The organism is Paenibacillus sophorae (assembly GCF_018966525.1).
GTDB lineage: Bacteria > Bacillota > Bacilli > Paenibacillales > Paenibacillaceae > Paenibacillus_AQ > Paenibacillus_AQ sophorae.
This window is the reverse complement of record NZ_CP076607.1, coordinates 5,257,725-5,281,651: the sequence shown is the minus strand read 5'-3', so window position 1 is coordinate 5,281,651 and position 23,927 is coordinate 5,257,725. Positions and strand designations below refer to the sequence as shown.

24 protein-coding genes and 1 pseudogene are annotated in these 23,927 nt (G+C 49.7%); 13 read left to right on the top strand and 12 right to left on the bottom strand.

What is annotated here, in order from left to right; all coding sequences use genetic code 11:
* The first annotated feature begins 122 nt into the window (after positions 1-122).
* A complete protein-coding gene (locus KP014_RS25560; RefSeq protein WP_036604719.1) occupies positions 123-1,427 on the top strand; it encodes a hypothetical protein in 1,305 nt (434 codons plus the stop codon).
* Between the two features lie 256 nt (positions 1,428-1,683).
* Positions 1,684-2,172: pseudogene (locus KP014_RS25555) on the top strand (transposase); the annotation flags it as partial.
* Positions 2,173-2,296: 124 nt separating this feature from the next.
* Here KP014_RS25555 and KP014_RS25550 read toward each other — a convergent pair.
* The 3 genes from KP014_RS25550 to KP014_RS25540 all read right to left on the bottom strand — a co-directional run bounded on the left by KP014_RS25550 (position 2,297) and on the right by KP014_RS25540 (position 4,729).
* Positions 2,297-2,674 (bottom strand): hypothetical protein, encoded by a 378-nt coding sequence (locus tag KP014_RS25550; RefSeq protein ID WP_246590582.1) that lies wholly within the window; start codon positions 2,672-2,674, stop codon positions 2,297-2,299.
* A 15-nt stretch (positions 2,675-2,689) separates the two neighbouring features.
* Positions 2,690-3,793, bottom strand: coding sequence for an amidase domain-containing protein (locus tag KP014_RS25545; protein ID WP_090834287.1), 1,104 nt, complete (start codon positions 3,791-3,793; stop codon positions 2,690-2,692).
* 342 nt (positions 3,794-4,135) lie between these two features.
* Entirely contained in the window at positions 4,136-4,729 is a 594-nt protein-coding gene (locus tag KP014_RS25540; RefSeq protein ID WP_036604717.1) for a TetR/AcrR family transcriptional regulator, read from the bottom strand.
* Positions 4,730-4,878: 149 nt separating this feature from the next.
* Between KP014_RS25540 and KP014_RS25535 the strand changes: the two genes are divergently transcribed.
* Positions 4,879-5,469 carry an HD domain-containing protein gene (locus tag KP014_RS25535; protein WP_036604714.1) on the top strand — a complete coding sequence of 197 codons (591 nt, stop codon included), beginning with the start codon at positions 4,879-4,881 and terminating at the stop codon, positions 5,467-5,469.
* 30 nt (positions 5,470-5,499) lie between these two features.
* Positions 5,500-5,871 carry a YybH family protein gene (locus KP014_RS25530; protein WP_036604712.1) on the top strand — a complete coding sequence of 124 codons (372 nt, stop codon included), beginning with the start codon at positions 5,500-5,502 and terminating at the stop codon, positions 5,869-5,871.
* Between the two features lie 31 nt (positions 5,872-5,902).
* Here KP014_RS25530 and KP014_RS25525 read toward each other — a convergent pair whose 3' ends face one another.
* The 3 genes from KP014_RS25525 to KP014_RS25515 form a co-directional block, all read right to left on the bottom strand.
* Positions 5,903-6,541, bottom strand: coding sequence for a hypothetical protein (locus KP014_RS25525; RefSeq protein WP_036604710.1), 639 nt, complete (start codon positions 6,539-6,541; stop codon positions 5,903-5,905).
* An 81-nt stretch (positions 6,542-6,622) separates the two neighbouring features.
* Positions 6,623-7,384, bottom strand: a complete 762-nt coding sequence (locus KP014_RS25520) for a SpoIID/LytB domain-containing protein (RefSeq protein ID WP_051500675.1) — start codon at positions 7,382-7,384, stop codon at positions 6,623-6,625.
* A 756-nt stretch (positions 7,385-8,140) separates the two neighbouring features.
* Positions 8,141-8,902 carry an AAA family ATPase gene (locus tag KP014_RS25515; RefSeq protein WP_090834288.1) on the bottom strand — a complete coding sequence of 254 codons (762 nt, stop codon included), beginning with the start codon at positions 8,900-8,902 and terminating at the stop codon, positions 8,141-8,143.
* A gap of 235 nt (positions 8,903-9,137) precedes the next feature.
* On the opposite strand from KP014_RS25515, the gene KP014_RS25510 reads away from it, so the two are divergent.
* A complete protein-coding gene (locus KP014_RS25510) occupies positions 9,138-10,235 on the top strand; it encodes a glycosyltransferase family protein (RefSeq protein WP_036604706.1) in 1,098 nt (365 codons plus the stop codon).
* 22 nt (positions 10,236-10,257) lie between these two features.
* A complete protein-coding gene (locus KP014_RS25505) occupies positions 10,258-11,391 on the top strand; it encodes a CgeB family protein (protein WP_036604704.1) in 1,134 nt (377 codons plus the stop codon).
* Here KP014_RS25505 and KP014_RS25500 read toward each other — a convergent pair.
* Positions 11,364-11,711, bottom strand: coding sequence for a hypothetical protein (locus KP014_RS25500; RefSeq protein WP_139210607.1), 348 nt, complete (start codon positions 11,709-11,711; stop codon positions 11,364-11,366). The genes KP014_RS25505 and KP014_RS25500 overlap by 28 nt on opposite strands.
* Here KP014_RS25500 and KP014_RS25495 point away from each other — a divergent pair.
* From KP014_RS25495 to KP014_RS25465, 7 genes are all read left to right on the top strand, one after another.
* Positions 11,676-13,100 carry a glycosyltransferase family 4 protein gene (locus tag KP014_RS25495; protein WP_090834289.1) on the top strand — a complete coding sequence of 475 codons (1,425 nt, stop codon included), beginning with the start codon at positions 11,676-11,678 and terminating at the stop codon, positions 13,098-13,100. The two genes, KP014_RS25500 and KP014_RS25495, sit on opposite strands and share 36 nt — an antisense overlap.
* A 160-nt stretch (positions 13,101-13,260) precedes the next feature.
* The gene (gene wecB / locus KP014_RS25490; protein ID WP_036598295.1) at positions 13,261-14,355 is read left to right on the top strand and encodes a non-hydrolyzing UDP-N-acetylglucosamine 2-epimerase; all 1,095 of its coding nucleotides are present in this window, start codon (positions 13,261-13,263) and stop codon (positions 14,353-14,355) included.
* Positions 14,345-15,328 (top strand): polysaccharide biosynthesis protein, encoded by a 984-nt coding sequence (locus tag KP014_RS25485; protein ID WP_036598297.1) that lies wholly within the window; start codon positions 14,345-14,347, stop codon positions 15,326-15,328. The genes wecB and KP014_RS25485 overlap by 11 nt, the downstream gene beginning before the upstream one ends.
* Positions 15,328-16,167 carry a dTDP-4-dehydrorhamnose reductase family protein gene (locus KP014_RS25480; protein ID WP_090834290.1) on the top strand — a complete coding sequence of 280 codons (840 nt, stop codon included), beginning with the start codon at positions 15,328-15,330 and terminating at the stop codon, positions 16,165-16,167. Before KP014_RS25485 ends, KP014_RS25480 begins: the two co-directional genes overlap by 1 nt.
* Positions 16,164-17,168, top strand: a complete 1,005-nt coding sequence (locus KP014_RS25475; protein WP_090834291.1) for an NAD-dependent epimerase/dehydratase family protein — start codon at positions 16,164-16,166, stop codon at positions 17,166-17,168. Before KP014_RS25480 ends, KP014_RS25475 begins: the two co-directional genes overlap by 4 nt.
* A complete protein-coding gene (locus KP014_RS25470) occupies positions 17,165-17,887 on the top strand; it encodes a glycosyltransferase (RefSeq protein ID WP_036587228.1) in 723 nt (240 codons plus the stop codon). The genes KP014_RS25475 and KP014_RS25470 overlap by 4 nt, the downstream gene beginning before the upstream one ends.
* Positions 17,888-17,987: 100 nt before the next feature.
* Positions 17,988-18,827: a YhcN/YlaJ family sporulation lipoprotein gene (locus KP014_RS25465; RefSeq protein ID WP_051499215.1), complete on the top strand. Its 840-nt coding sequence runs from the start codon at positions 17,988-17,990 to the stop codon at positions 18,825-18,827.
* 107 nt (positions 18,828-18,934) lie between these two features.
* Here KP014_RS25465 and nagA read toward each other — a convergent pair whose 3' ends face one another.
* The 5 genes from nagA to KP014_RS25440 form a co-directional block, all read right to left on the bottom strand.
* Positions 18,935-20,122 carry an N-acetylglucosamine-6-phosphate deacetylase gene (gene nagA, locus KP014_RS25460; RefSeq protein WP_090834292.1) on the bottom strand — a complete coding sequence of 396 codons (1,188 nt, stop codon included), beginning with the start codon at positions 20,120-20,122 and terminating at the stop codon, positions 18,935-18,937.
* Complete coding sequence (gene nagB / locus KP014_RS25455; protein ID WP_036590439.1) at positions 20,110-20,838, bottom strand: glucosamine-6-phosphate deaminase; 729 nt, start codon at positions 20,836-20,838, stop codon at positions 20,110-20,112. The genes nagA and nagB overlap by 13 nt, the downstream gene beginning before the upstream one ends.
* Positions 20,839-21,717 carry a MurR/RpiR family transcriptional regulator gene (locus tag KP014_RS25450; protein ID WP_036590437.1) on the bottom strand — a complete coding sequence of 293 codons (879 nt, stop codon included), beginning with the start codon at positions 21,715-21,717 and terminating at the stop codon, positions 20,839-20,841. It lies immediately after the preceding gene.
* Positions 21,718-21,918: 201 nt separating this feature from the next.
* Positions 21,919-22,878: an O-fucosyltransferase family protein gene (locus tag KP014_RS25445; protein WP_036590435.1), complete on the bottom strand. Its 960-nt coding sequence runs from the start codon at positions 22,876-22,878 to the stop codon at positions 21,919-21,921.
* A complete protein-coding gene (locus tag KP014_RS25440) occupies positions 22,850-23,911 on the bottom strand; it encodes an O-fucosyltransferase family protein (protein ID WP_216700419.1) in 1,062 nt (353 codons plus the stop codon). Before KP014_RS25440 ends, KP014_RS25445 begins: the two co-directional genes overlap by 29 nt.
* Between the last annotated feature and the right edge of the window lie 16 nt (positions 23,912-23,927).

Sequence of the window (23,927 nt, the reverse complement as noted above, 5' to 3'; positions counted from 1 at the left end):
TCCTCTATTTATTTAGACAGGCCCTTATAGGGTCTATTTTTTTATAAAAATTAAAAGATTAACATAAAAAGAGTTTAGTTGATATAGCGAATCTTTTTATTAAATGTTTTAAGGGGGTACAGATGGAAGTTTCTGCACTTCGTAATGTAATAGAATCACATATCCGCAAAGAAGGGCTTAATCTTTATAGCTTTGCTGAACGTTGTGGTCTTAATCGAGGAACCTTAAGTGCCGTTATTAACCGTAATCCACCCCGTAACATCTCGGTACGCGAACTCGATTCAATCACTCGGGGAATGGGACTTCCGGAAGGAGAGCTTTACGATCTATATATTGCAGAATGCTTGATTCGGGTTGCTCCTCACTGGCGGAGAATTCGTCCCTTCATGCTTCGCTGTGCGGAAACGAACAAACTTGATTGTCTTGCCAAAGTGCTGGAGATACTGGTGGATAACTTGTCTTATATCGGCGACATTTTTAATACAGCGGAGGAGCTTTTTAAGCTTGGACATAAGCAGGCATCTGTTTTGCTATATCAATGCGTAATCGATAGTGAAAAATATAATAATTCTGAGTTTTTAGCTATTAGTCATTATCGGATGCTTCAAATCGATTTCGGTAAAAACATGGAGACCAATCTACGTGCAGCTCTGCGATTTGAATCTTATCTGAGCAGACTTCCGGTAGAACATCGACTAGAAGCGTTAATTATTCTGGTTAAAATATATTTTTCTACGCATAACTGGGAGCGGATTGCGATTTTGGCCGATGAGTTGCTCAAGCAATCACAAGCTGTATATGAGGAATGGGAACGAAGCAAGAGAGCTTCCGTTCCTTCCAGAGTCGAACCAATCCGTTTACAACGATCATTAATTTTTTACTATGGGCAGGGTTACCTTTGTAAAGCGACTGCACTGCAAAAAATGGGCAGATACGATGAAGCCAAGAAAGCGATCGACTGTTATGCCGACTTGAGTTGGCTGGGGCCGATAAATGATGAAGATAAGCAAGAGATTCAAAAATACAAATCATGGGCCACGGCGAATTCCTACACCCAAGACATCCTGATGGGCCGTCAGGAGTCGCTGGAAGCCTACGTTGATTTTTTGCGGAATCACCCGGAAGAAATTCTGTCCGGACTGGTTACAATCGTTCAATCCGCGAATAAATATCATTTTTCGATAGATTGGATTATAAATGAATTTGCCGAGTCGATTTCCGGCTTTGATCAATTCACGGATGTGGTGAATATGGAGCGGCGGCTGCGTTTTGCCATTCAATATTCCATCTATTGCGTCCGGCGGGGAAAAATGAAAGAAGGTATGGAAAGCTGCCTGAAGGCGCTTGAACTGTCCTCCAAGACTAACAGCGAGACTTATTTCGGCGATCTGATCAAAGAGTTTATGCATGTTCAGAAGCCGGTTTAGGGGGGCTTCATTTAGTGGCGGATTATTAAAATATTTGGAACATTCAAGCTGATCTTTGACTAAACGATTGTCTATCAGGCATGGACCCGCTAGGTACCGTGCTTTTTATGTTTCGAGAAAATAAGTATAAGATGCTCATACCGCTAACGCGGCGTTATTGGATAATGAAATAAAGTTATTTCAGGATAGACTGAAGGAGTTGGCCACGCTTTTGCCATGGCCCTCTTACAGCCTAATTCTTGTCGGGCATCTTACCCAGAATGCCCAGAATGCGTTGAAAGAGTTGTTTGCCGAGACGATTCTGGAAATACTGGAAGCGGAACTGGATACTCATTTAGATTACGAGAAGCACGAAGTCAAAGCCAAAATGACGCCAACCAGCCGTAATGGTAAAAGCAAGAAAACCGTCGTCAGCGTATATGGCAAGCAGGAGACTGCGGTTCCACGGGATCGGCTTGGCGAGTTCGAACCCGTCGTTGTTCGCAAGCATCAGTCCAGCGTTATCGGAATCCAAGACCAGATCATAGCCCTCTATATCAAGGGTGTCAGCACCCGCGAAATTCAGGATCATCTGAAAAATCTGTACGGTATCGAAGGCTCTTCGACACTCATTTACAATGTTACGAATAAGATCGTGCCGCTCATCAAGGAATGGCAGAATCGGCCCCTGCAAGGCGTGTACGCCGTCGTCTACATGGATGCCATCCATTTTAAAGTCAAGCAGGACGAAGCTATTGTAACAAAGCGGCGTTGCCTCAGCTAGAAACACAAAATCCCCCCGAGGGGGGATTCATTTAAAAAAAGTTTACACAGAAAATCTTGATAGACCCTCATCCGTCATACTCCGGCTCCCATCTGCTAGGTAGAGCCTATTTGACGTTTACATTTTTTCTTATTGTAACATTTGTTAAGTTTTTGTCGTTGGACTTTTTAGTAATAATCAATGTATATTTACTGTTATCTTTCATCACTCTCATCACTTTATTACTTTCAATTTCAGTTATTGACCAGCCTTCATCTGTAAGTTTTTTAATATATGCTTTATTCAATACTTCAAACTTCTCAGGAACTTCATAACTTTTTAGATCGATTGCCGACCTATTTTCAATTTCAGAAGCATTTTCAGGAATCGGGAGATTGTTTAGCTCTTGAACATATTCGAATACGATACTTTCTACAGAAGAATTATTCGTTATATTTGAACATGCGGTCAAAGCTATAAAACATAATATCAATATTAATCGCATTTTTTAACCCCTCACTCAGTAGTTTAAGGCTGTGCTCATTCTCCAAACATAAACGTTATAATTTTCGTAGTACCAAGTGCTAAGGGCATTATCTTTCTTATCCGTAGTATGCTGTGTCAGATAAAAGTGACCATTACTAAATAAAGTAATAATTGCCGTATGATTGATGTCACCATCTCTTTCAAAATCTGCATTAACTGGGTCTCCCATAGAAATACTTGATGTATCAGATGCTAGAGTTGCGCGATTTTTCCAGTGTTCATAAAAATTATGTGCTCCACCCCAACTATGAGACGGGCTGGACAACCAACCATCATCAAAGTACCAAGAATCGACTCCTTGTCCTCTCCATTGCTTCATGCCACCAGCATACAGAGCTTGAGAAACAAAGTTAGTGCAATCATTCCAACATTCATCGTATATAGAACAGCCAAAGTAATTGGCATAATAATTCGAATACGTTGGATTTCTTCCATCCCACCATTGATAAGCATAGTCTCTTGCATTAATTGAACTATAACCGTTTGAATACGCGAGAGGTTGAATAATCAATGCTCTAGGTGTCTCATATACAGAAGACAAAACAGTTGTTGGATCTGATGGAGATACTGGCAAAAGATTAACAAGCTCTGATAGCTCTTTTTGATTTATAGTTTTTGTATCCAACTTAGATTTATACTCTTTAATTTTTTTGTTTTTTTCTGAGTTTTCATATAAATCGATAAACTTAACTAATTTTACGATTTCATCTCTATCTGATTCGGAAAAATAATCCAGAGATGTACCTAGTGACAATATAAGTGATTGGTACTTAATATTATCAAGATCTTCATTAATCATTATGTTATTCTCAATTATGTATTTCTTTACGATATCAAACCCCTTTTTGTATTTATTCAATGCTTCTTTCTTGGTAATATCTGTTTCCTTTAAAGTAGTAACGTTCAATTTTGTGTTTCCATCAGTTACATTTTTAACTAATGAAGTAGTCTGATTGTCCGCACTTAAAGTATTTTCTGTTGTTCCAGCAGCAGAAACGGTTTGTAGAGATAACGAGATAGCGATGAAAAAGGTGGCAACGAAAAAGATGCATTTTACTTTTTTGATTTTTTTTAACATTTTACATCTCCTCTTTGTAAGTCTATTAAATCACTAACAATACTAACATATAACAAAAATTTCTTCCATATTACATTAATACCATTTTTTTGTTAAAAATTTTTTAGCTGTTTAAAGAAAATAAGTATTAGACGCTCATGCAACTTAATGCCGCATGAATATCTAATACTTTTACTTTTCTTTGACATATTAAATGGATCAAGTATCAATTCCTATTACATATATAGCGTATATAGGTCTGAAATATTTTTACTTTATACGGAAAATTAATAACTAAAATAAAGGAGTTTATGTGTTATTCTTAGTAATCATTACAGAGATTCGGCCTTTACCGCCAATCAATCATTTACAAATATTTTGCATGATAAAATCTATTAGCAGCTTGTTGTTCTCTTGAATATGTGCGTTGGAATGAAAGAGCTTACTGATCATAACTCCGCCTTCAATGGATGTTACGATAAAATTGGCGACCCTTCTCTTATCGATATCCGGCTTAAATTCGCCTGTTTCCATTCCGTATTCCAATATATTGGAGACAAAAGTTACGAATGCGGTTAACCCCTTCTGCGCTTTTTCCGTTAATGCCTCATGGGTATCATCACTTTCAGCAGCGATGTTCATGACAGGGCACCCTCCGATAAAGGGCGGCGCTTCTATGACATGCTCATATACCCGGATCGCAGCAATAAGTTGATCATATGCGCGGGTATGTCCGGCTATCGCTTCCTGAAAACGGGTACTTACTATATCTACCGCATAGTCAAATGCTTCCAGAACCACTTCGTCCTTATTTTGAAAATGGTTATATATGCTTCCTTTTTGAAGACCGGTTTCACGCATAATATCAGAAATGGATAATCCATGATAACCCTGCACGTTGAGCAATTCGGCCGTTTTTCGGATAATATTCTCCCGAGTCTCTACTCCTTTTCGCATGCTGCAGCCTCCCTCTATATTACCAATTCACCCAAGTTACCATTTGAAACATACGATGTCAAGGCAGCAAACTTCATATTTTTCAGTTGACCGACCGGTCGGTCTCTGATAAGATGAAATCGTCCAAGAGATAGGAGGGAGCGATTAATATGAATGCAGAACTCAGTATTCCTGACAGTTCCTTGTGCACAAAAGCGACGGAGCTCGTTCTGGAATTGTCCCCGAAATTTTTGTTCAATCATTCTGTAAGAACGTACCGCTTTGGAGGACTTCTGGCGCAAAGAGAAGGAATGAAGGTGGACCCGGAGCTATTCTATTTAGCTTCCATTTTGCACGATATCGGCCTGACGAAACGCTGTGACCATGGTCATTCCTTTGAGGTGGATAGTGCGGATGTGGCGGATGAGTTTCTTACACATCACGGCTATCCCAGGGACAAGATAGACATCGTCCGTGAAGCGATCGTTCTGCATACTTCTCTACTCGCGGAAGAAAAACAGCCTGAGATTGCTCTTGTTCACTTTGGCGCCGGGTTTGATGTTGGGGCATTCCATATTAAGGATCTCCCTTCCGACAAAGTACAGCAAATTCTTGAAGCGTATCCCCGTCTCGGATTTAAGAAGGCTTTTGCAGAGGTATGGATGTCTGAGGCCAAACGTAAACCCAATATGCTCGCTGACCGGGTGAACAAAGAAATCGGCTTTATGGATATATTGAGCAACGCTCCATTTGAAGATTAAACGGCTGATGAGCCAGGGGAGAGAACCAATATGGAAGACATTCGTAAGGTCATAGAATCTAACAACCAATTGTTTGTACAAGCGGTTCAGCAAAAAAACGCCGCAGGAATTACTGATTTGTATACGAAGCAAGCCATCCTGATTCCAAGCGGTTCCGCAAATATTCAAGGCAGCGAGGCTATTCATTCCTTCTGGGTTACCGTGCTCAATAGTGGGCTGACCGATCTGGCTCTGGAAAGCAAGGAAATACAGGCCGGCGGGGAAGATCAAGTGCGTGAAAGCGGAATTGCTCACTTGACCCTTCAGAATGGCGAGGAAGAAATTCATCCCACCTCCGGCTATGTGGTTTTGTGGAGATTTGAAGATGGGGCTTGGAAAATAGATATTGATATCATGTTCTAGAGAAATATTTGCATGAATCAGAGAAGCTAAATTATTTTTCCATTTTAGGAGCGCCGCCAAACATTGAAATTTTCCAGGGGCCTCCTTTTTCGTTTTGCCTAACATGTATTGCATATATATTTAATCCGTTCTTCATATCGGTTTGTTGCGGAGTTAGTTTCCCTCTTGTTTTGAAGTCCATTTCCAAGTAAATCACTTTATACGCTGCCGCTCCTTCATCCTCCGCTTCTTTTGGTGCAACCTCTGTTATATCAGCCCAACGAATTAATTTTGCGCCTATAACCTCTTCTAAATATGGTCTTCCTTCTCCAGTATAATTGAAATAGACTAAAGTCTTATCATCTGTACCGTATCCATCTAAAAGCTTACTTGCTTCATCATATTTCTGATCATTGCATAAGGCGTAGTACTCCCAAGCCGCTTTTGCTGCTCCTTCGGTCGGAGGAGTAGCATAAACATTTAACCCTCTTTTACTTAGATAAGTTGTTCCATCTGCGTTATACTGTACGCCAAGTGGTTTATTATCATTTGAGTCGGATAATGTATTCCCATTAACTTCTGCAGAACTATCACTTACCGTATTCTGTGAATTAAAATTCTGAGTTGATGGTTTTGCTTCACAGGAGGTCAATAGGATAATCAAGATTAATCCACATAGTAGAAACTTCAAAGTAATCCTCCTAAATCTAAAAAGTTAAAGATTGGGAATTAGATCCAATCTTTAACTTTTTTTGTTTTTTATTTGCTTATTTTAATTAGGGACAGGCACCTGTTTTGCCCACTTATCAACTCCAAGGTTACTATACCATTTTTCAACTATTTGTGCTGCGTTTAATCCATTTTTTGCGTCAGTATAGGTTCCATATTGGCCCATTATTGACCCGGGCGTTGTTTGATTTGCTCTATATGGTGTTTCCACGATTGTGCCAGTTGCGGTACCATTACCAAATGTCACTTTACCAATTACATAGTTTGCCATACTATTAACTGCCGTATTACAATTTGGTTGATTAGATCCCTTATTATACATTTGAGAGTTAGTCCCATTTGAAACATTCGCATTATGATTAGGATCTTTTTTCCAAGATATCACATGAAACCAGCCAAATGTTTTAACAGCTAAAGCTCCTGCCTCAAGAGCAGCTTGTCCATCACTCCCCCACGATTCGTACCATTCGTTTGGCAAGACATCTTTTACATAAGTCTCAAAGTCAACTGTTGTATTTCCAATATAAGTCGTTTCTTTTCCTGTTGAATCTCGGTTATAAATTGAAACTATTATAGTGCTAGGTTCACTAAATACAGTTACTAAATGAGTACCAGGTTCAGATTGTGGACTAACAGCATTATTTTTAGAACTAGCTGGACCAGCAAAAGCTGGCGTCGTATCTCCAGTACCATTAGCAGGTCTATCATCCCCTGCATGGGGATAAATTTCATCTGCAAAGGCTAAATTAAAACTAAAAACAGATAATAAAATAGCAGTCAGCAATATATTTCCAATTTTCTTCAAAATAAATCCTCATATACAATATTTTTCTAATTAACACGTGACTAGATTAATATAACAGGGATATTATGTCAATAATTTATTTTTTAATTAATTTATCGGTTGTGCTTTTAGATATATATATAATTTTAGGAAAAGTGAAAATAACGTTCATAACCAAATAACTAAACTTTCAGATCAAATGATCTAAAGAACTACAAGGATGTGAGTAGAATGACACCCTCAAGACCGAATGGGAAGCTGTAGAGTAGACAATCAAACAGACTGCTACAGGCGGTTATATGAAAACATCTTGATGTAAGGGATGTATCTGCGTAAATATCGGGATGGCATGAATTATTCTCCGGGAAAACCACTCAAATTAGCTGCCTCAAGGCACTTGAACTATCCGCCGCGACCAACAGTGAGACCTTCTTTGGAGATTTGCTCAAAGATATGCTCAGAAGTCTGTTTAGAGAAGGTAATACACCCAGTAAGTTGTATATACGAAAATGAATCCTATGAGGCGACCGATGGTAAATCCCGAACGGTGATTTGCTGTATCGCTTTATAGGACTTTTTTACACAAATTGATGGAGAGGATATGCAGGGATGAATACACAAACATGCGTGGGGGAATGAGTATTGAAAAAAGCTGCTATATCAATCTGGATGGGGAGTTAATCAGCGACTATAGAATAAACTGTTAGGCATTGGCTTTTAGGGTCCGTGCTTTTTTGTATATTGTCGCAAGTGCGCATTACCAATCCGCGTAAAATCTCATTCTTCCCCAAGCAGCTCGCGCAGCATGCCCTCGCGGTCATTCATGAACGCCTTGGTCACTGCGTAATGCTCCGTCTCCTCCAAGGCAACTTCCCGGATTCCTTCCCCTTCCAGCAGCCAAATATCCGCCCCCGGATAGGACATTAGAATCGGCGAGTGGGTAGCGATGACGAACTGCGAGTCGCTGCGCACCAGTTGATGCATACGGGCCAGCAGCGACATTTGCCGCAGAGGCGACAGCGCGGCTTCGGGCTCGTCCAGGATGTACAGGCCGCGTCCGCCGAACCGGTGCATGAAAGCGGCGAAGAAGGATTCGCCATGCGACTGCTCATGCAGCGATTTGCCCCCGTAAGAATCTCTGAGCCTTGGACCGGGAGAGGGCTGCTCATCGAGCTCGTCAATATATGAGGCCACATTATAGTAGCTTTCCGCGCGCAAAAAGAACCCGTCTTTCGGCCGTTTGACCCCTCTGGCGATCCGAAGATATTCATACAGGCTGGAATGCGAGGAACGGGTATTGAACGAAAAATTAAGCGTCCCCCCTTCCGGATTAAATCCCCAGGCGGCGGCGATCCCCTCCAGCAGAGTCGATTTGCCGCTGCCGTTCTCTCCCACCAGGAAAGTGACCGGATTCCTGAATACCAGCCGTTCCAGTGAACGGATCACCGGCAGGTGAAAAGGATAGGAGCGGAAGGACGGAACCTTGTCCCGAAGCAGCTCCATATGGCGTAAATACAGCTTGTCTTTCTCCATTGTCATGCTCCTCCCCGCTAGGCTGCTCCGAGCCCGACTTAGGCTCAGGGCATGTATCTTCCACTCTATCATCAGGAGTTCCTGAAGTCCAAGTCCGAGTCCAGGCCTATATGCGCAGCTTGTACTCTTGCCAGAGGGCATCTGCCAATTTATTGAGGTAACGGACAGGTGTCCATGAGGCGGATATCTCCGAAGCATATAACTATACTGTCATCAGAATACGACAGGGCAGGGTGAGGCTGTGAAAGCGAAAATAAAGCAGGAGCGCAAAGAGGGCTACCGTGACGGCTACCGACAGGGCTACCATCTTGGTCTGTGCGAAGCTGTGAAACGGCTGAATCCGGGTACGGCAGGTGTTCAGCGTCCCTTAAGACTGATGTATGTCCCGCAGGGATTCGATGCGATCGATGCCGGAGTATCGGAGGCGCTGAACGGTCTCGTCACCGAGCTGATCGTATGCCCGGCGCATGCCATGCTGGAGACCGCCGCCCGGGAATCTCCGGAAGCGGTGCTGGTCATGAATGGGCTGCATGTATTTCCGGATAACCATTTGGAGCAGATCGCGGAGATCCGCAGGAGGGGCATTTCCACCGCTATCTGGTTTGTCGACGATCCCTACTTTACGGAGGATACGGCTGTTCTTTGCCGGCATTACGATCATGTGTTCACGCACGAGCTTGGATGTCTGGAGTTTTACCGGTCTCATGGAGCGGAGTCGGTGCATTATTTGCCGCTTTGCGTTAATCCGGGAATGTTCAATCCCCGCCGCATCGGACCGGAGTATTGCTATGACATCGTTTTTATCGGCAATGCTTTTTTTAACCGGACCGAGCTGTTTGACCGCCTGGCCCCGATGTTAATCCGTCACCGTACGCTTATCGTCGGCGGTTTCTGGGAGCGGCTGAAGAGATTCGACACGCTGTCTCCATTCATCCACAAAGGCTTTATTCCACCGGAGGAGACGGCGAATTATTACAGCGGGGCGAAGCTTGTTATCAATATTCACCGCCCCTGGGAATCGGGACAGGATAACCGCAATTCGTACCGGATTCCCGCAAAGTCCATCAATCCGCGCACCTATGAGATCAGCGCTTGCGGCGCGATGCAGATTACGGATGTCCGTGAGGATCTGGCGGAACATTACCGGCCGGGATATGACCTGGAGACCTTCGGTTCGCCCGGGGAGCTGGAATCCAAAATTGAATATTATCTGAAACACGAGAAGGAGCGGCAGAATTTCGCCTTGAGAGCTCTGCGGACAACACTTCAGAATCATACCTTTGCGGCTCGGCTGCCAAGGCTGCTTGATGTGATCGACGAGGCGCGAGCGAGACATTAATTAAATAAAGGAGCGAGGTACGATGAGCAAAGATTTCATTCTTCCGGTCCCGCCGCTTCCCCTTACGCCGGCTGAGCAGGCGAAGCTGGAGGGAAGGCTGAACGGTTTCAAGAACGGCTATTCCGAAGGCTATTTGCGCGGACGCTTAGCCATTCTGGACGGCCGCCCAGAAGAACCGCTGCCCGTACGCGATATACATGTCATGTATGTCGGTTCCGGCAAAGGCTACCCCTATTCCCCGCTGGACGAAGCCGTACTGACATCGTTGCAAAGCCTGACAGCGGAAGTAACGGCAACGGATGTACATCAGAACCTGGTAGAACTGGCTGGCGCCAAGCGGCCGCATTTGGTCCTTGTGCTCGACGGAATGGAACTGCCGCTGGAACAAATCGACCAGATCCGGGGAATGGGCATCCGTACGGCGATCTGGCTTACAGATGATCCTTATTATACTGATTTCACGCTGGGCATCGTGAATCACTACGATTATGTATTCACGCTGGAACAAAATTGCGTCGAATATTACCGGCAGCTTGGTTGTACGGAGGTGCATTATTTGCCGTTCGCGGCTTACCGGCCGCATTACCGCCCCACGATCTCCCGCACGCCGATTGCGCGTGACGTAAGCTTCATCGGTTCCGCGTATTGGAACCGGGTCAATTTCTTCCGGGAAATCATGCCGCAGCTGATGGAATTCAATACGGTTATTAACGGAATCTGGTGGGACCGCCTTCCGGATGCTCAGCTTTATGGAGACCGGATCGAGATCGGGAAGTGGATGTCCCCGCAGGAGACGGCAGTTGCTTACAGCGGTTCGAAAATCGTAATCAATCTGCACCGCTCCCATGTCGATGATGCATTCAACAACAATACACTGGCGATTTCGGCGGCTTCGCCGAATCCGCGTACATTCGAGATTGCGGCCAGCGGCACGCTGCAGCTAAGCGATGTCCGGGATGATCTGCCCTCCTTCTACAAGCCGGGAGAGGAGATTGTAACGTTCAGCACACCGCAGGAGATGATGGACAAAATCCGTTATTACCTGGCGAACGAGGAGGAACGCCAAGCCATTGCGCTGAAAGGGCTGGAACGGACGCTCCGGGATCATACGTATCCGAAGCGGGTCAATCAGCTGTTAACCATTATATTCGGATGAATATCCGCTTCCGCCCCGATCTGCCGATTTATGCTCCTGCCGAGGGCGGCTGTCCCGTCCGCTTCCGCCGCCGCTCTCATACGATAAGCCAAGGCGAATCCGGTATGAACGTTCGGACCATTGCAGGGACTTCTTGCGGGTGTGGCCTTGGAAAGCGACAGGGGAGTCTTTCTTTTCGGGCGGCGGAACCGCAGGAGGTTTCCGCTAACGTCCGGGCATTGCATACCTAACAGGGAGGTGAGCGGTCGCTCCGAAGTCATCTGTTCGGAAGCGCCAATACGCCAATGGCTGATAAAGCTGCCGTTGTCCTTTTTTCCCATGTATCCAATGACAACAGCATAACCGGCGCCGAAAAGCTGCTGCTGTTCTTCGCCCGGGAACTGTCCTCCTACTTTGACTGCCTGCTTGTCGCGCCTCAGGAAGGGAAGCTGACGCGTCAGGCCCGCCGCAGCGGAATCTCGGTGGAACTGCTGCCGATTCCGCTTGTGTACGGCATGTATACTCCCTATGCGGGACTCGAAGAGGACATCAAGTCGTTTCAGGAAGGCAGGGAGTTCAGAGAGCTTCATGCATGGCTGGCCCAGCGGCATCCAGCCTTCATCGTAACGAGTACCTGTGTACACGTTCTGCCGGCCATAGCCGCTAAATCGCTGGGCATACCGGTGGTATGGAAGATCAGCGAGATCATTACCGAGAACGACCACACTCCGCTAAGCATCAATGTGATCGACCGGTTCAGCGACCAAATTATCTGCATTTCACAGACGGCGGCTTTTTCTTTTACAGAGGAAATACAGGCAAGTAAAATCGCGCTGCTTCCGCCTACGTGGGACGATCAGGAGATGATGACGGCGGCGTGGAGCAAGCTGAGGGGAGAGCGGCGGCGAGAGCTGCGTATTAAGCCCGCACATCGGCTTGTCGGTTACATCTCTTCATTTATTATCCCGCAAAAAGGGCTGGAGCATTTCATCCACATGGCCATACTTGTGGCAAAGCAGCATCCGGAGGCACGTTTCCTAGTTATTGGTGAACCGCGCGACAAGGATTACTACAACCGCTGCAAACACAAGATGAAGCTGGAGGGTTTGTCCTCCCGCTTTCGGTTCGCGGGCTATGAGAAATCGCTTTCGGAATCGTACTGCGCCATGGATGTGCTGGTCGTTCCAAGCCTCGTCCGCGAGGGCTTTGGCATGACCGCCATGGAAGGCCTCGCCTTCGGCAAGCCGGTCGTCGCCTATGATTCCGGCGGACTGGGCGAGATCATGCGGGCCGTAGATGGCACCGACGGCCTGGTTCCGCCGGAGAACATCGAAGCGCTCGCGCAGCGCGTGGAAGCTCTGCTCGCGCAGCCGGTGCTGGCGGCGACTATCGGCGTCCGATCACGCGGCCGCGTCATCGCCGCCTATGGCCCGGCGGCCTACCGCGAGCGCCTGCGCGGGCTGGCGGAGGCGTGGCGCCTCCGCTGGGCCGGGGCGGACGCAGCGGCCCAGGCGGAGCCGCCCGCCGGCGAAACCGCGGGCGCAGACGCGCCGCCCGAGCAGGCGCCACAGCGCAAACGCCGCGCATCGAAGCGGCGCGGCCGTCTCCGGCGCAGGCTCGCCCGCCGCGCCGCTTCGCCCCGGAGAGCGCGGCGGGCGAAGCGCCCCAGCCGCGCGTCCCGGCGGCGGACATCCCGCAAGCGCCGAAGCGCTGCGGCACGGCGCCGGTAGCAGCGCCAGGCCAGGGCTGGCGCGCCGGGCCTGCGATTGGCTGCGTCCAGCCCGCATTCGGCAGCGGCTGGCATAGCTTTCCGCCGACTGAAGCTGAGATGAACAGATGGAAATTGTTCATAAGGAAATTCGGGATAGATTCAAGCAGGGGAGTGAACGCATGAAAATCATGACCATTCTGGGCACGCGCCCCGAAATCATCCGCCTGAGCGTAATTATTCCTCTTCTGGACCAGTATGCGGACAGTCATGTGCTGGTGCATACGGGCCAGAATTTCACCGCCAGTCTGAGCGGCATTTTCTTCGAGGAACTGGGGTTGCGGGCGCCGGATTACGTGCTTCAGGATAAGCAGGCGGGGCTTGGCGGACAGCTCGCCGCCATGTTCGGAGGGCTGGAGCCGATTCTGCTGAAGGAACGGCCGGACCGCGTGCTGCTGCTCGGCGATACGAACAGCGCGCTGTGCGCCATTCTGGCCGAGCGGATGGGCATTCCGGTCATTCATATGGAAGCGGGCAACCGCTGCTACGATCTGGATGTGCCGGAGGAGAAGAACCGGCGCGTTATCGACGCCGTCTCGACCATCAATATGCCCTATACGCCGCAAAGCAAGCGGCATTTGACAGCCGAAGGAATTCCGAACGCGCGGATCATGCTCACCGGCAACCCGATTCATGAGGTTATAACGTATTACGCTCGGCAAATTGCGGCCAGCGATATTCTGAACCGGCTGGGCCTTGTGCCGGGGCAATATTTTCTCGTTACGGCGCACCGCGCCGAGAATGTTGATCAGCCTGAACCGCTGATGGAGATCATGCAGGGCTTAAACCTGATTGCCAAGCACTTCGGAGTCCGTCTCATTTGCAGCATCCATCCCCGTACCCGGTCGAAGCTGATAGATTCCTTTCCGCTGCAAATGAACAGCCTTGTCGAATTTTATGAGCCGTTCGGTTTTTTCGATTTTGTCGCTTTGGAGAAGAACGCGCGCTGCGCCATCACGGACAGCGGCACCGTTCAGGAGGAATGCTGTCTGATGGGCGTGCCGACCGTGACGATTCGGCGGACGACCGAGCGTCCGGAGACGGTAGACTGCGGAAGCAATGTCGTATCTGGTGTAGACAGCGGAAGTATTTTGCGGTGCGCCCGGCTGATGACTTCGATGAGCCGCGAATGGGAAGTCCCGGACGGCTATTTGGACCCGGATGTATCGCAAAAGATAGTCAAATTTTTACTTGGAGGGAACCTGTATGTTCAATAATCAACGGATTGCGGTTATCGGCGGTACCGGTTCCTGGGGACATGAGCTGGTCCGGCAGCTTCTGCCGCAGAATCCGAAGGAAATTATCATTTTCTCTCGCAGCGAATCCGCCCAGGTAGCCATGAGCCGGGAATTCGAGGATAGACGTTTAAGCTTTGTCATCGGTGATATCCGCGATAAGGAAGCTCTGATTGCAGCATGCCGGGGTGTGGATTACTTGTTCCACCTGGCAGCACTGAAGCATGTCCCCGTCTGTGAGGATCAGCCCTACGAGGCGCTCAAGACGAACGTCATAGGTACGCAGAATGTCATTGAAGCGGCCATAGTAAACAAGGTGGAGAAAGTTATTTATATCTCGACCGACAAGGCGGCCAATCCGTCCAACTTCTATGGCATGACCAAAGCCATTGGCGAGAAGCTGATCGTCTATGCAAACCTGCTTGGGTCCAGCACCAAGTTCGTCACTGTGCGGGGCGGGAATGTGCTCGGAACGAACGGCAGTGTCGTCCATTTGTTCATGAAGCAGATTCGGGACAAAGGTGAAGTGCGGATTACCGATTTCAACATGACCCGGTTCTTCCTGACGCTGAGCGACGCGATTTCCCTGCTGTTCAAGGCTTCAGAGGTCAGTGTGGGCGGCGAAATATTCGTGATGACCATGCCGACCTGCCGGATTGTCGACTTGGCTGAAGTGCTCATCGAGGCCTCCGATAGACAAAACGTAAAAATAATCGAGACGGGCATCCGCCCCGGGGAAAAAATCAATGAAATTCTGATGAGCGATTTCGAGAGCCTGACGACCGTAGTATACGACGAGCAGTATCTTATCATATTGCCTACACTTAATATGCCTCATCTGAAGTTGCGCTATCAAACTTGCGAGCCGGTATCCTTCAGCAGCTTCAGCTCCGGGAACAATCTGATGTCCAAACAAGAAATCAAGGACATTCTGATCCGGGGAGGTTTCCTGTAATGAAGCTGCTGATCCTCGGCGGAAACGGCATGGCGGGGCATATGCTGGCAGATTACTTCCGCCTTCAGGGAAAGCACCAAGTATTTCACACAACCCGGGACAAAAGCGACCAGCAGGGACTCATCCTGGATGCGGACGATATTGCTGCAGTGGAGAGAACGGTAAGTATCGTCTCTCCCCACTGCATCATTAACGCGCTGGGCGTACTTAACCAATCCGCGGAAGACCACAAAATCGCCGCCTATCACATCAACGGCTTTCTTCCTCACCGTCTGCGGCGGGCCGCCGACACCGTATCCGCCCGGCTGATCCACATCAGCACCGACTGCGTGTTCGAAGGAACGCGCGGCGGCTATACAGAGGAGGAGGTGCCGGACGGAACCTCCGTTTACGCAATTACGAAGGCACTCGGTGAAGTTCGCGATTTCGGCCATCTGACGATCCGCACGTCGATTATCGGGCCGGAAATCCGTAAAGCAGGCATCGGGCTCATGGAATGGTTCCTGGCGCAGTCCGGCAAGGTTCCCGGTTACCGCCGTGTTATGTGGAACGGGGTGACGACGCTTGAACTGGCCAAAGCTATTGATTGTCTGCTGAAATCGCAGGTCTCAGGCCTGATTCACCTCGCCCACCCTCAGCCGGTCAGCAAATATGAACTGCTCGTGATGATCCAGGAGGCCTTTCACAAGACTAACACAGAGATTGTCCCCGAAGACGTTCATGTTCAGGACCGCACTTTGGTCAGCACGCGTCCAGATGCAGTCTTTCGTCTGCCTTCCTACCCGGATATGCTTGCCGAACTGGCGGAATGGATGCAGCAAAGCCGGCGATATTCATGACTGGCAGAAAGCTGCTGATTACCGGCGCCGGCGGCTTTACGGGCCGCCATGCCGCCGCCTATTTTGCGGCGGAAGGAGCAGAGGTAACCGCCGTGCTGCGGAGAACGGTCCCTGACGAATCCCGGGAACCTCTGTTTCCGGAAGACGTTAGGACGTATATTTGCGATTTGAACGACGGTGAAGCCGTGAAGAAGATGATAGAGGATACCGCTCCGAGTGAAGTGCTTCATCTGGCGGGGAAAAATTCGGTACCGGAGTCGTGGCGGAGCCCGGCCAAATATCTGGAAACGAATGTAATGGCGGCTGTATATCTGCTTGACGCGCTGCGCTCCCGCACTGAAGTCCGTCTGCTGGTGACGGGATCGCGGCTAAAGTTTAATCCGGGAGCCGGAGAGACGCCGCCGCATCCATACAGCCTCAGCAAGACGCTGGAAGAACTCGTATCCTTGTCCTGGGGAACACTGTTTCGGCAGCAGGTGCTGATCGCAGAGCCCTGCAACCTGATCGGGCCGGGGCCTTCCACTGGCTTCTGCTCGCTGCTGGCCGGACACATCGCCCGCAGCGAGCAGGGAAGCGCCCAGCCGCCGTTCCGGCTGTCTTCCCGGCAGGCGCAGCGGGATTTCCTTGATGTCCGCGACGCTGTCCGCGCGTACGATTGCATCTTGAAGCAGGGAGAGCCGGGCAATGTGTACCGGATCGAATCGGGAAAGCCGCGCAGTCTGGGGGAGATTGCGGAGCGCATGCTGAGCCTGACCTGGGCGGATGTGCGGGTGGAATGGGGAACGGAGTCCGGTCAGAAGCCGGAGAAAGTCCCCGTTTCGGATGCGCCGAAGAAACCGGCAGGCGCCTCCGGCCAGGGAGCGCCGCAAAGTCAGGCGGAGTCTGGCTGCTTTCCTGCACACGCTTCCGCCTTAAACTGGCATCCCGAAGTGCAGTTGGAACGCTCGCTTGCCGACATTCTGGATTATTACCGCAGCAACCGGAAAGGAGCATCACCATGAATGCGAAAGTGTCGGTCATTATCCCGTTTTATAACTGCCCGTATATTGAGCAGGCGCTTCAGAGCGCGTTGTCCCAGTCCCAGGCTCCTTATGAGATCATTGTCGTCGACGACGGCTCCACAGTACACAGCGACAGAATTGCACCCTACCTTTCTCATTCAAATATCCATTATCTGGGGAAAGCCAATGGAGGCACCGCATCTGCACTGAACCACGGCATTCATCATGCCACCGGCGACTATGTTGCCTGGCTCAGTTCCGACGATGTCTTTTACCACGATAAGATTAGAAACCAGTCTCTGTTCATGGAGCAGAACCGTCTGCTGATATCTTACACTAACTTCAACTATATCAATGCCGCATCCCACCTTGTTCAGGTTAATGCCGGAGCCGTTTTTGACAATCGGCTTGATTTCCTGCGCTGCTTTCTTCAGGGAAACCCGGTAAACGGGTGCACAGTTATGATCAAAAAGGAACTGTTCGGCGCCATCGGCTTGTTCGATGAATCGCTTCCTTTTACGCATGATTACGATTTATGGTTCCGCGCGGTTCTGAATGGATATCCGCCTGCGATGCTGAATCAATCTCTGACCGGTTACCGGCGTCATGAAGGCATGGGCACAGTCAGACATTACGACCGGATTATGGCCGAAGTGTCGGCGTTAAAAGAGCGATACAGCACACCGCTGCGGAATCTGATCACATCTTTGGGAGGATGAAAGAGATATAGGATGCCAAATCCTTTCAGCATAGCCCGCCCCCAGGTAAGCCATCCTAACGATTGTTACACAGCAATCATAACGAGTGGAGGGTGAATGCATGTTGCGATCAAGAATCGGCTTGTCCGTCTCCGCAGCCCTGCTGTTGGGGATGGTCGGAATGGCGGGCTGTACAAACTACCAGAATACGGCGGGGAATTATGGCGTGCGGAGTGTACAAGATGGCCGCATGAATGATGGTGTACGGGGTGTGAATGATGGTGTACGGGGAATAAACGATGGTCGCCTGAATGTCAATACGGCCAGGGAAGGGCATACGATCGACAGGCTGGATTTGGATCAGAAGCTCGCCGATCGCGTGGCTGCCATGAAGGAGGTGCGCACCGCCAATGTGCTTACCGCTGGCCGCAGCGCTTATGTAGCTGTAACACTGGATAATAATGTTACCGGGGGCATGCGGGCAAAAGGCGGCAACGTACGCGGTACGAACATAATGCCGGGAAGCATGGGCTACGGAACAGGATACGGTACCGGTTACGGCACCGGAGTCGGTACCCACTACCCAACACGGGGAACCAGCATGCCGGGAGCTGTTGCTAATAACAACAGAAGTTTGACGGGAACAGGCGCAGCGATACCTGGTCCAACAGGCCGCGGAGGGATTTTCACTGGCAACGGGGTGACCACGGGAACTACAGCGACAAGTGTTCAAGATACGCTTTCCAAAGAAGTGAAGGCAAAGATCGCTGATGTCGTCAAGAAGAATACCCCGGGGATCAATCGGGTATATGTCTCGGCCAATCCCGATTTCGTTCAGCGTGTGAACAGCTATGCCGAACAGGCGCGAGCCGGCCATCCGCTGCAAGGCTTTGTAAATGAATTCCGCACGATGGCGGAGCGCATCTTTCCAGCCCGCACCGGGGACGATATGAACAGATAAGCGGCATTGTCCCTAATAGAATGCGAAACGGCAAAACGCAGAGATTCATCCTTGGCGGATGAACCTCTGCATTAATGCCGTCTACATAAATTGCCTAAAGTAATGGCCTAAAGTTCCAGGCGGCGTCCGCCGACCCACACGCCATGGAGGTTAAGTGCGCCGTCCAGCAGCAGAATATCCGCCCGTTTACCGGCTTCCAGCGAGCCGATGCTTCGTTCCAAGCCAAGCGAAATCGCCGGATTCAGACTCGCGGCCCGGGAGGCATCCTCAAGACTCAGGCCCGCCTCTTGGATCAGATAACGGAAGCCCTTGATCATGGTAAGCGTGCTTCCGGCAAGAGCGTCAGGGTTGTCTCGAAGGCGGGCAACACCATCCTGCACCTTAACCGGCAAATCGCCGATGGCATACTCCCCGTCGCTGAGGCCTGCAGCCGACATCGCATCGGTAATCAGAATCAGGCCTTCCGGGCCTTTAAGCCGTGCCAAAATTGAGATAACCGCGGGATGAACGTGAATGCCGTCCGCGATGACCTCCGCGCGTATCCGTTCGTCGGACAGAACCGCGCCTGCCGTTCCGGGCTTGCGGTGATGCAGCGGAGTCATCTGGTTAAATGTATGCACCGCCTGGTTAAGACCCGCGTCCGCCGCGGCGATAACCTGCTCGTAAGCGGCGTCGGTATGGCCGAGGGCGGCTGTAATCCTGCGTCTGCGCAGCCAAGAAATAACTTCAGCCGCGCCTTCCCGTTCGGGAGCAAGCGTAACCTGCCGAATTAAGCCTGGATAGGTCTCTTCCCATTCTATCAGCCAATTAACGTCTGGCGGGACGATATGCTCCGGATTTTGCGCTCCGGGCCATTTGGGGCTAATAAAAGGTCCTTCCAGATGAACCCCCGCCAACTGCGCATAAGGCATTTCCATGGAACGGTAGGCGCTGATCTCGCCAAGCGCACGGTCGATCGCTTCTTTGGAGGCGGTCATCGTTGTCGCCAGCATCGTTGTCGTGCCGTTAGCGGCATGGTATCCGGCAATCTCCGTAATCGCCTGGGCGTCGGCGTACATAAAATCATGGCCCGCGCCGCCGTGAACATGAACATCGACAAAGCCCGGAATAAGCAGGCCGTCCTGTACACGGTTGCTTTCCGGCCAGCCTGAACATGCTTCCGGCAGCCACCGCGCTGCTCCCGCATATACAATTATGCCGTCCTGCACCGCGACGACCCCGTCCCTGGCGATCCCCCCCGGAGTCAGCACTAGGCCATACAGCAAGTGTCCACTTTCCTGATTTACTTCAGCCATTGTCCCGCCCCTTCATCAAGCAGTACGACGACATTCGGATGGCTCTGGAGCAAAGAGGCGGGACACTGGGTCGTAATCGGCCCCTTAACCGCATTTCGGATGGCTTCGGCCTTCTCCGCGCCGCGCACGAGCAGCACAATTTGCCGCGCCTTAAGGATACTGCCGACGCCCATCGTAATCGCCTGCCGGGGAACATCGGCAAGCGAAGGGAAGAACCGGGCGTTGGCCTCCCGCGTTTCCGGCAGCAGATCGACGACATGGGTTCCGCTGCTCAGGCTGGCGTCCGGTTCGTTAAAGCCGATATGCCCGTTGCTTCCTATACCGAGAATTTGCAAATCGGCAGGCCCTTCTTTTTCCAGCATTTTATCGTAGGTCAGGCACTCGTCTGCCAGATTACCGGCGTTGCCGTCAGGCACATGTGTCCGGGACAGGTCGATGTCGACATGGTCGAACAGATGCTTGTTCATGAAGCTGCGGTAGCTTTCCGGGTGATCTACCGGCAGTCCCACGTATTCATCGAGATTATAGGACGATGCTTTGGCAAAGCTAACGAGACCTTTGCGGTACATTTTGACCAGCCGTTCGTATACCCCGATGGGCGAACTGCCGGTGGCGAGTCCGAGGACGGCTTTTGGATTGCTCTGAAGCAGGCTGGCGACCAGATTGGCCCCCGTCTGCACGAAGTCTTCGTCGTTTTGAAACTTAAAAATGTTCATTTATTCTGTACCTCCCCGTTTGTGACGGAACTGCCGGACGTTCCGGTAAGATTGCTCCAGCTTCGGAATATAATCGCCAAACCGTCTGCTGACCATTCCGGTAAATAAAATATCGATAATGTGAAGCTGGGCGATCCGCGACGCCATGTCTCCTCTGCGCATTCCTTTTTCAAGAGAGGAGGAAAAAAGAGAAATCCCGCTGAGCGAGGCAAGCGAGCTGCTGCCATATGAGGTAAGCGAGATCGTAGACGCGCCGCTGTTCTTCGCGCATAGCAGCGCGTCAATCGTCTCGGGCGTCTCCCCGGAGTACGAAATGGCAAAGGCGACATCCCCCTCCGCAAGGGAGGACGCCGAAGTGATCTGCATATGCGAATCGGCAAAAGCGGTGCAGTTCACGCCGATCCGGATCAGCTTTTGATAGAAATCCTGGGCGACAATCGACGAGGTGGCCATGCCGTACAGATCGACCCGCCGGGCACGGCAGAGCAGATCGACCGTCTGTTCGAGCCGCCCGATATCGAGCAGCGACGTCGTGTCGCGGATGGAAGCGAGGTGATTCGCCTGCATGGCCTCCACGATAACGGAAAGCGGATTGCCCGCCATAATATCCTGATAAGAGGAGCCGCCCTCCTGAGGCGCCGCATCGCTTTGGGCGATTTCAGCCGCCAGCTTCACCTTGAAATCCGGGAAGCCCTTGAAGTGAAACACCTTGCAAAAGCGCGTGATTGTCGCGGCGCTAATACCGCATTGCTCCGCCAGCTCTGTGATGCCCATATGGACAATCTCGCCGGGGGAGGACAGAATCCGCTCCGCCAGCTTGCGCTCCATTTGGGAGAGCTTGGACATCTCGTGCTCCAGTGCATGCAGGATTGGAGTCATGAATCCACCTTCCAAATTCAGTATGGTTATTGAAATTATTTTTAATATTATATATAAAATTAAGAAAATTATTTTCAAAACTAGAATAAAGCAAAATCTCATGAGATTCAAGAATAACTTTTCAGAAAAAACAAATGACCGCTCCCCGGCGGAATTCCGGACAACGGTCGCTGTAAGATATTTTTTTAATTCACGTCGCGCCTAATACAGCAGCTTGATATTTTTCTCCGGCCAATCTTTCATTCGCAGAACTGTATTCGACAAGCTGGAATAGCCGTTGCCAATAAAATAGTCGCACTGAACCGCAAGATACGTGTCTTTAATAATGTCCGAGGTGTCTTTTATGAGTTCAATTCCTTTATGACGCTGGTTGGGATAATTGGACCGGTTCGGGTGGATTCTGCCTCTGAGGAACGCTTTCCTGCTGTCGCTGATAATTAATGTTTCGTATTTATCGTAAATCTTTTGGAATTGGCGGACGAACTTGTAATGGTCGGTAATGAGAAACAGATGACGGCATTCGAAATTGCTCATAAAGCTCCATATATTGGGATGGTAATAATCATTGATATTATAAATCTGCCCAATTTCACTGACGAGGCCGTTGGCCCGGATATGAACGCCCAGAATCGGTTTTTCATCACGGAACTGCGGATTCTCATAAACAAACTGCTTGGCTTCGTCAAGGATGCTGGGTTGGATTTTAATGTATTTGTCGAACAGATAACGGTATATCTGATGCGGTGTTTTGCCGAATAAAGGGTGCCGCTCGGGAATCCAGGGTGCGATAGCGCCCACATGGTAATACACATCGCTGACCAGCACGTTGGCGTCAGTAGCGATCATATCCTGTAATTCCCGGTGTTCCCATTTCAATTTGTCCGGGTCCTCCATCAGAACCGTATGACTGGTCCAGATGGGCGGATAATACGTAAAATCGGACCGGACGGCTTCATGAGGCATATGTTCATTGATTGGCTCGAAGAACAACTCGAACGAATTTTTCGTCACTGACTCGGAATACAGACTGTCCATGCCCCAGTACACAATCGGAGTCCGGTCCGTGATCTCTGCAATGAGCAGCTGGCCAACCATATGATCCACATCCGCCCAAATGCTATACCCCCAAGGTTTAATCAGGAGAAATCGGTTTATGCTCATGCTGGTTATCACCTCCGTACAGACTTGGATATTGAGCCCTGCGCAGTTTGGCCCGATAATATTTGGTGGCCAATTCGGCTCTTGCCCGTTTGCGGGTATTTTTTCTATCCTGTTTCAACGTTCTGTAAAAAAGCTTAATGTGGCTGTCCGGCCAGTCCTTCAGGCGGTTGACGAAAAATGAAACATTGGAATAGCCGTTGCCGATAAAATAATCGCATTTGGCGGCAAGATACGTATCCTTGATGATCTCGATGCCTTTTCTTTTTTTTACGACAAAGTTCTGCAGATGGGGAGCCTCGGTAACGGAGTTGCGGGGAGCTCTCACGCAGTCGGTATATACGACTATCGAACCGTAGCGCTTGTTGAAGTCATCGATCGCATCATCGCAATCCGTAATCAGGAATAACTTGCCGATTTTTCCTTCCTTCAATACTTTTCGGATTTCTCCATCGTACTTCTTGTTAAGCTGCTGAAGGTTCTCCACCTCGCGCACTTTGTCGCTGGCCCGGATATGAACGCCAAGGAGGGGGTGATGGTCCTTCAGATGCGCATTGTAAAATTCGTTGATTTCCGCTTCAATATCGGGCTTTAAACGCAAGTACTTCCGGATCAGATGGCGGTAGATTTGTACTCCGGTCATCCCGTACGCCCAATGACTCTTCGGAATATACCTGAGCAGCGGTTTGGCGAAGAAATGGACGTCGCTGACGGCTACATCCGCTTTGCTGGCCATCAGTTCGCCAATGCCGCGGTGAAGCCGCGCCGTCTTATCCAGATCCTCTACTAGTGCGTTGCTTGCATTCCAGATCGGCGGGAAAAAGGTGTGTTCAGGCTTAAGCACGTCATCGATGGTGTATGAGGAGACAGGTTCATAATACAATTCAAAGGCGTTCGTATCGATATATTCACTGTATAAGCTGTGCGGCCCCCAATACACCACCGGTATCCGTTTGGTCAGCTCGGCTACAAGCAGTTGTCCGGTCAGGTGATCCATATCCGACCAAAAGCCCCACCCCCACGTCTTAATAAGCAAGAACTTTTGCTGGTGC